This window comes from bacterium, from assembly GCA_027622355.1.
Taxonomy (GTDB): domain Bacteria; phylum UBA8248; class UBA8248; order UBA8248; family UBA8248; genus JAQBZT01.
Map to the genome: position 1 here is coordinate 1 of JAQBZT010000143.1, position 7,669 is coordinate 7,669.

Consider the following 7,669-nt stretch of genomic DNA (forward strand, 5'->3'; position numbering starts at 1 on the left):
TGCGTCCACTTCCCCGCCTGTTCCTGCGCCTCAGGCGTAATGTTTTTTTTGATAATTTTCAACGACTCAAGATTCGCCGACTCTATTCCATAGAGAATCATGCGGCAACCGGATTCGTACATTAGAGCCAGAAGGTCGGGATCCACGCGGTCCGTGCGCGTGTTGCAGGACCAATACATGTCGTTCAGGCCTTCCCCGATCATCAGTTCGAAGAGTTCAACAATGTACTTCCGGTTCATGGTGAATGTGGAATCCTGGAAGTAGATGCCCCTCGCGCCCTTTTCGTACTTCAAGAATTTCAGTTCTTCAATAACACGCTGCGGGCTAAACAGTCGCAGCTTCTTGCCAAGCGTCACATGCGCCTCGCAATAGGTGCAGGGGTAGGGACAGCCGCGTTGCGTGACGAATGGATAGTTCGGAAGACGAACATATTGGGTCGGATGAGGGACATACCGGGCCAAATCGAGATCTCCGAACATGCCAAAAGGCAGTTCGTCCAATTCCGGAAGAAGTGCGCGATCCGGGTTCATGACAATGGATTCACTGTCCCGCCACCAGGTCAACCCCTCGATGCGGGAGAAGTCGGTTTCCCCGCGCGAGAGTGTTTCGATTAGTTCGGTCAGCGTGATTTCCCCCTCCCGGCGGATGACAAAATCCGCCTCGGGGCACTCCTCGAGACTTTCCACGGAAAGGGAGGTGACATGCACTCCCCCCAACACGATCACGGCGTCTGGCAGGGCTTGCCGGACCATACGCACCGTGTTGAAGGAATGGCCGGCGGTCGGCGTGAACACCGGAATGCCGACGAGATGATATTTCCCTTCTCTCAGCAACTCCCGTAATGACGCCTCGGTATAATCGCCGAATTGCGTATCGATGAAATCGACCTCGTAGCCCTTTTCTCTGAGCCACCGATAAATCGAGATCGTGCCCAAGGGCGGCAAAAACCCCTGCTCGACCTTGGCACTCCCCCACGCGGCCTCGGCGGGATAGAACGGCTCGAGAAGGAGGATCTTCGGGTTCTCTTTCGGAAAGCGCGCGAAGGACCAAAGACGCATCTCGTGCTCGGCGACCGAGCTGGATTGGTGCACGACCGGTCTGGGTCTGCTGTGCGTTTCGACCATCTTGAGAGGAACGTATGTCATCCTAGAAAAATCCCTTTCACGCATTCGGGCTTCCATAGAGCCCGATCTGAATTTACAAGACGCACTTACCCCTCTTCCTCACGAAGAGGTTTTTTTGCAGACTCGGTCGTATTATCCCAGATATTCATCAGAAATGCCACCCGAAGAATCTTAGTCAATACTTCGCCCAGGCAAACCGAGGGCACCCCGCCGGACCCAACGGTTTTCCCGTATGCGGGCCACACCCTGCAAGCCTCCGAGAAACTGGCAACAAGTGGTATAACTACCGAGTTTTTGGGGATGGAAATATTCATCGCGTGGTTCCTTTCGGCGATTTTCTCTCCCCGCAGGGAACCAAATTCCTGACAGGAGCGGCCGATGCGCATTCTGGGCATCCATGATGGTCATACTTCTACCGCCTGCCTGCTGAATAATGGCCATGTGGAAGCCATGGCAAGTGAGGAGCGCTTTAACCGGATCAAGGGATACGGAGGTGCTCCTTTGCACGCAATCCAGTGGATACTGGAGTATGTCGGGCTGGTCGGTGCCGACATCGACCTCGTCGCGCTCGGCGGAATTTCTCCACCCGCCCTCTCCTGGGAGAAGGCCGAGGGCATGTCGCGCCGCCGGGCATTCAACTTCCTCACGAAACTGCTCCCCGCAGCTCTCGTCGGCTCACACATGCTCGTTGAACCCTACCTGTGGTTCGAAAAGCATTTCGAGGAAAAGAGAAGGAGAGCAGATCTCTATGAATTTCTCAGGAATAAAGGAATCTCTCCGGAAAAGGTCTGGCTTGTCGAACACCATCAGGCCCATACGGCTACCTGCTATTTCGGAGCTCCCGAAAGCTTTCGCAGCAAGCCGGTCCTCGCCATCACGGTCGACGGGTCAGGGGACGGACTGAGCGGAACGGTTTCCGAGGGACGGGAAGGAAAGCTCCACCGCCTGCGGAGCTGGACCAGTTTTCATTCCCTGGGAGAACTCTACGGACGCGTCACCGAAATTCTGGGGATGAAACCCAACGAGCATGAGTACAAGGTGATGGGCCTCGCTCCATACGCCCCGGAAGAGCTCGCGGAGAAGACCTACCGCCTGTTCCGGAAATACGTGGGGCTGAGTCCAGATGGTTTTGCCATCGAGATCCAGTGCAGAAAATGGGGTTTGGGATTGTCACGGCAGCTTGCCAAGGACTTCGGGACGATGCGCTTCGACGCTGTGTCGGCGGGCATCCAGCGCGTCACGGAAGAAGTTGTCGTTGGCCTCGTTCGAAACTGGATCCGGAAAACCGGCATCCAGAACGTCGCCCTCGCCGGCGGTGTCTTCATGAACATCAAGCTGAACATGTTGCTGGCAGAATTGCCGGAAATCGGGGACTTATTTGTCTTCCCGAGTTGCGGGGACGAAAGCATCGCTCTCGGCGCCGCCTATATTTGCCACGTGGAAAATCACGCCGTGGAGGCGAAAAAACTTCCCCAGCCGTTCCGGAACATCTATCTTGGTCCTTCCTACCCGGAGGCGGAAATCGAAAAGTCGCTCCGGAAGTTTGCCAACGAAGTGCTATTCGAACGATACGACGACATCCACCCGCGCCTTGTCGCCCTGCTACGGGACGGCAACATCATCGCGCGCTGCACCGGTAGGATGGAATGGGGGGCGCGCTCCCTCGGAAACCGGTCCCTGCTGGCCGACCCCCGGGATCTGCGGAACGTCCGGAAACTGAACAACGCCATCAAGCAACGGGATTTCTGGATGCCGTTTGCACCGTCGATTCTTGCCGAGAGGCAAGAGGACTATATCGAAAATCCGAAAAAACTCGCCTCCCCTTTCATGATGACGGGATTCCGCAGCAAACCACGGGCCGAGCGGGATCTTCTCGCCGCCTTGCATCCGCGCGATCTGACCTGCCGGCCGCAAATCGTCGAGGCATCCGTCAACCCCGGGTACCACAGGCTTTTGTCCCTGTGGGAACGGGAAACAGGGGTCGGTGGCCTCCTGAACACGAGTTTCAACATTCACGGAGAGCCTATCGTCTGCTCTCCCGGGGACGCGATAGGCACCCTCGTTCGTTCTGGCCTGGATTTCCTCGCCCTGGAAGATTATCTGGTCTGGCGCAGGGACGCAGTGCCCAAAACCCGCACTTGAAACAGATGCGCCATGAGCAGGCGAAAATAAAAAAAAATTTGAAGATCAGTTCGAATTCTTGTCCTTATCCCGCCGAGGCGTTCCCTTTAAAATGGGAGGAGTATGCTTTTCGAACTCATCCACCGCACGGGCATATTCCTCTGGCGATCCGATATCTACCCAGTACCCGTCAAACGGAAACACAACGAGTTTCCGGCCCATCTCGACAATGCGCATGGCCAGACTCGGTAAATCGCATCGTTCGTCTTTTTTCAGCAGGCTGAGAACCTCGGGCTGAAACACGTAAATCCCCATGCTCACCCGGTAACTGTACGTCGGTTTTTCATGGTACGCCGTCAGATGTCCTTGTTCGTCGACATCCAGTATCCCGAGGTCCACCTGGTAGGCCTTGGTGTAGGAGGCGATGGTCCCCATGGCGCCGGAGCGGACATGGTGTTCCGCCAAATCGGCGAAATCCAGCGAGGTGAGAAGATCCCCGTTTAGAACCAGGAAGGGCTCGTTGAGATCCTCGACCAGGGAGAGGGGGCCGGCCGTCCCCAGGGGTTCGTCTTCCCGCGAATAGTCGATCACCATGCCCTCGTACGTGCGGTGTGAAAAATAGGCCATCAGCAATTCGGCCAGATGGCCGACGGCGAGGGTTACGTGCTCAATCCCCGCCGCCTGCAATTGCTGCATGACGATATCAATAATTGGCACATCCCCGATGGGAACCAGTGGTTTCGGGAATGCGAAGGTGAACGGCCGCAGGCGGGCTCCCCTGCCACCGGCAAGAATCACCGCCCGGCGGACCGGGGAGGCAGTTTTCTTAGCGGCCATACTCCATGCTCCGATAAAATGACGCGTTTTCTTTCACCCATTCGACAGTCATACGAAGACCGTCCTCAAGGGAAGTTTTGGCGTTCCAGCCCAGCAATTCACTTGCCAGGGAAGGATCGGCATAGAGCCGTTCGACCTCGCTTGCGACAGGACGCACCCGCTTATTCTCCTGGCTCGTGGTCTTTTGCATGCCCATCAACTCCCCAATGAGATGCACCAAGTCGCCAATGGATATTTCACGGCTGCTTCCCAAGTTTATCTCTTTTCCGAGCACATCCTTGGCGTCCAAAGTCCGAAGGAAAGCGTCTACGGTATCCGATACGAAGGTGAAATCTCTCGTGGGATGAAGATTCCCGAGCGTGAGCTTCTCTTCTCTCAGGTACTGGGTAATAACTGTTGGAATGACTGCCCGGGTGGACTGCCTCGGCCCGTAGGTGTTGAACGGCCGGATCGTCACCACCGGAACCCCATAGGAGCGGAAAAAACTCTCAGCAATCTTATCCGCTCCAATCTTGCTCGCCGAATAGGGCGACTGCCCCTGAAGGGGGTGACTTTCGTCCATGGGAACGTACCGGGCGGTGCCGTACACCTCGCTGGAGGAGGTGTGGATCACCCTCTCCGGGCCGAAGGTCCGCGCCGCCTGAAGGACGTTCAGCGTTCCGATGACGTTGGAGGCCACGGTTTCTTCCGGGCTCACGTAGGAATAGGGAATGGAGATCAGCGCCCCGAGGTGAAACACCCAGCGCGCGCCTTCCACTGCCCGGAAAACCGAATCCTGGCTGCGAAGATCGCCCGAAACGATCTCCACCTCCCGCAGAACCTCCGGCGGAACCATCCGCAGGGCACCGTTTTCCTGCCGGCCGGTGTAGCGGACGAAGGCCCGCACCCTGTGTCCCTCGGCGACAAGCCTCTCGACGAGGTGGCTTCCGATAAAGCCCCCCGCGCCCGTCACAAGCGCCACATCATTCCTGTCCGGCATCTCGCTGAAATCCTTTCCTGGACGCTGCTGCCGCGGAGGGTAGCCCGCCTCGTCTCTCGAGCCCCTCAGGGGTGGGGCGGAACGAGCCTTTCCACTTCCTCCCCCCGAAGGAAGCGAACGACGTTTTCGGCGGCCTCAAACTCCATTCTGGCCCGGGCGGAGCGGGTCATGGAACCCATATGGCAAGTCATGACGACATTGGGACAATCCACCAGCTCCCCCGAATATGGCTCTTTCTCGAAAACGTCCAGAACGGCGCCTCCGAGGCGGCCCTCCCTCAGCGCAGCGGCGAGGGCCGCTTCATCCACCAGCCCCCCGCGGGCCGTGTTGATCAGAATGGCGTCCGGCTTCATCAGGGCCAGCTCCCGGGGGCCAATCATGTTGCGCGTCCGCTCGGTGAGGGGCAGGTGAAGCGTCACTACATCCGCCCCGATGTATATTTCCTCCTTTTCGGCCCATTGTACCCCATGGGATGCGAAAAAAGGATTATCGCGCACGATATCGTTGCCCAGCAGCCGGGTGCCGAAGGGGGCCAGGTGCCGGATGAGAAGTTTGCCGATCCGGTTCACCCCGATCACGCCCACCGTGATTTCGTCCAGTCCCCGGCCCATGACAGGTGTCCACCCGCCCCCCCGGATGGAGGCGTCGGCCCGTGCAATGCCCCGGAGAGCGCATATCATCGCCCCCAGGGCGAGTTCAGCCACGGCAGCGGAGGGGGCATCAGGTGTATAGGCCACCTGGACATTCCGGCGGCGCGCCGCGTCCAAGTCTACGCTGTTGAACCCTACACCCACACGGGAGATGATCTTCAGTCTTTTGGCCCGCTCCAAGACCCTTTCCGTGATGGGTTCCGTCCCCGCGATGATCGCGTCCGCCTCCTCCACCAGCGCCATCATCTCGGATTCGACCATCCTCCGGCCGTAAGGGTTCCGCACGCACTGCAGACCCGCTTGCTCGAGAAGCTCCAAGGGCCGAGGATCGGCCTTTGCGAAAGATGACACCGACAAAAGGACCGTCGCGCCCGACAAACCGCCCGCAGCCTGACCCGGACGGCCCGCATCATCAGGAACCGGCACCTGCGCACCTCCCCTCTCCGGTCTCGTCATGAGACAACAAGATCTCGGTACAGATCCAGGGTGTCCTGCACTAAGTTTTCGACGCGATGGTGGGCCCGGACGAAATCCCTTGCGCTTTGGGCCAGGCGGGCACGCGATTCGCTGTCCGTCAAAAGATTCTCCAGGGCGGCGGCGAAAGCGGCGGGGTCCTGACCCGGCACCAGGACGCCCGTCTCACCGTCCTTCACCAGATCCACCACCCCGCCGACAGCCGTGGACACCACGGGAACGCCGGCGGCCATCGCCTCGATCAAGGCGATGGGCATGCCCTCGTTCCGGGAGGTCAGCGCCATCACATCCATCGCGCCATAGGCCCATCGCAAATCCTCCAGCCACGGATGGAACCGGACCCGGGCCGCGACGCCCCTCTCCTCGATCTGCTTCTCGATGCCGGGCAGGCAGTCTCCCTTGCCGACCAGAAGAAGCTCGACGCGCCTGCCGCCGATCCGCTCCGGAAGCCGGCCGAAGGCGTCCACCAACAGGGCGTGGTTCTTGATCGGAACCATCCTTCCCACAGCGCCCACCACGAGCACGTCCTCGCCAACGCCCAGCTTCTCCCGCGCCTTCGCCTTCGGCGGAAGGGAGGAAAAATCCTCCACCGGGATCCCGTAGCGCGCAACCCGCACCTTGCGGGGCGGGGCCACGCGGAATTCCTCCGCGATCTCCCTGCGCTGCGATTCGCACGGCGTCACCAGGGCCGTTGTCATCCACCCCAGCAGCCGCTCCACCATGCACACGGCCCGGGACACGAGCGGCGGAAAATAGCCCCGGAACACATGGCCGTGGTAGCTGTGAATCCGGACCGGCACGCCGGCCAGCACGGCGGCGATCCGCCCGAGGGCCCCAGCCTTGGCGGCGTGGGTGTGCACCACGTCCGGTCGGAGCGCGCGGAGGCAGAGAAGCAGCTTCCAGAAGGCCACGAAATCCGACATTGGCTTAACCGCCCGGCCCAGCTCGGGGATCCGGACGATGCGCCGGGGCGGGTTGGCGAACCAGAGCATGTCCCCCTCCTTGTCCCCCGGCTCGCCGGTGATCAGGGTGCATTCAACCCCCCTCTGGTCGAGGCCGGCGCAAAGGGCCAGCACCTGCTGGGCAAGCCCTCCGATGTTCAGGCGGCTGGTGACATGGACCACTTTCATCCGAGGACTTTCCTTCCGGAAGCGGAAGCCGGCGGGGCGACGGCTGGCTCCCGTCTCCCGGCTCTCCGGCTCAGGCGTCTTTTCCGCACCAGGCCTTCCAGGCATCGGAGAGGGACTTTTCGAGGGAAAACCGGGGCCACCATCCCAGGGCTCGGATTTTCGCGAGGCTTCCCCGCTGGTAGGGAATCAAGTCTTTTTCTCTCTCTTCCTTCAGAACGCACACCTTCCCCTCCAGCCCCGCCAGCCGCAGCAGAGCGCCTAGCACCTCCCGGACCTTCACGGCGCGGCCGGAGCAAACGTTGTAGACATCGCCCGCCTCGCCTTTCTTTAGCAGGAGGGCGATTCCGGCGGCGG

7 protein-coding genes are annotated in these 7,669 nt (G+C 59.9%); 1 reads left to right on the plus strand and 6 read right to left on the minus strand.

All coding sequences use genetic code 11. The features are described 5' to 3' along the window. Window positions 1–1,145 (minus strand): radical SAM protein (locus O2807_09285; protein MDA1000688.1); only part of this gene is annotated, 1,145 nt, incomplete at its 3' end. 357 nt (window positions 1,146–1,502) lie between these two features. Between O2807_09285 and O2807_09290 the strand changes: the two genes are divergently transcribed. Then, entirely contained in the window at window positions 1,503–3,266 is a 1,764-nt protein-coding gene (locus tag O2807_09290; GenBank protein ID MDA1000689.1) for a hypothetical protein, read from the plus strand. Between the two features lie 45 nt (window positions 3,267–3,311). Here O2807_09290 and O2807_09295 read toward each other — a convergent pair whose 3' ends face one another. The 5 genes from O2807_09295 to O2807_09315 form a co-directional block, all read right to left on the minus strand. Then, entirely contained in the window at window positions 3,312–4,082 is a 771-nt protein-coding gene (locus tag O2807_09295) for a sugar phosphate nucleotidyltransferase (protein ID MDA1000690.1), read from the minus strand. Next, window positions 4,072–5,061, minus strand: coding sequence for a GDP-mannose 4,6-dehydratase (locus O2807_09300; GenBank protein MDA1000691.1), 990 nt, complete (start codon window positions 5,059–5,061; stop codon window positions 4,072–4,074). The genes O2807_09295 and O2807_09300 overlap by 11 nt, the downstream gene beginning before the upstream one ends. A gap of 65 nt (window positions 5,062–5,126) precedes the next feature. Next, window positions 5,127–6,137, minus strand: coding sequence for a phosphoglycerate dehydrogenase (locus O2807_09305; GenBank protein MDA1000692.1), 1,011 nt, complete (start codon window positions 6,135–6,137; stop codon window positions 5,127–5,129). A 26-nt stretch (window positions 6,138–6,163) separates the two neighbouring features. Continuing rightward, window positions 6,164–7,315, minus strand: a complete 1,152-nt coding sequence (locus O2807_09310) for a glycosyltransferase family 4 protein (GenBank protein MDA1000693.1) — start codon at window positions 7,313–7,315, stop codon at window positions 6,164–6,166. A 70-nt stretch (window positions 7,316–7,385) separates the two neighbouring features. After that, window positions 7,386–7,669, minus strand: a 284-nt coding sequence (locus O2807_09315; protein ID MDA1000694.1) for a hypothetical protein, incomplete at its 5' end; no start/stop codon positions are given.

Bases quoted from the DNA above. Each gene is read 5' to 3' on its own strand.
- O2807_09300 (MDA1000691.1), bottom strand. From the start codon at position 5,061: ATGCCGGACAGGAATGATGTGGCGCTTGTGACGGGCGCGGGGGGCTTT.
- O2807_09310 (MDA1000693.1), bottom strand. From the start codon at position 7,315: ATGAAAGTGGTCCATGTCACCAGCCGCCTGAACATCGGAGGGCTTGCC.
- O2807_09295 (MDA1000690.1), bottom strand. From the start codon at position 4,082: ATGGCCGCTAAGAAAACTGCCTCCCCGGTCCGCCGGGCGGTGATTCTT.
- O2807_09290 (MDA1000689.1), top strand. From the start codon at position 1,503: ATGCGCATTCTGGGCATCCATGATGGTCATACTTCTACCGCCTGCCTG.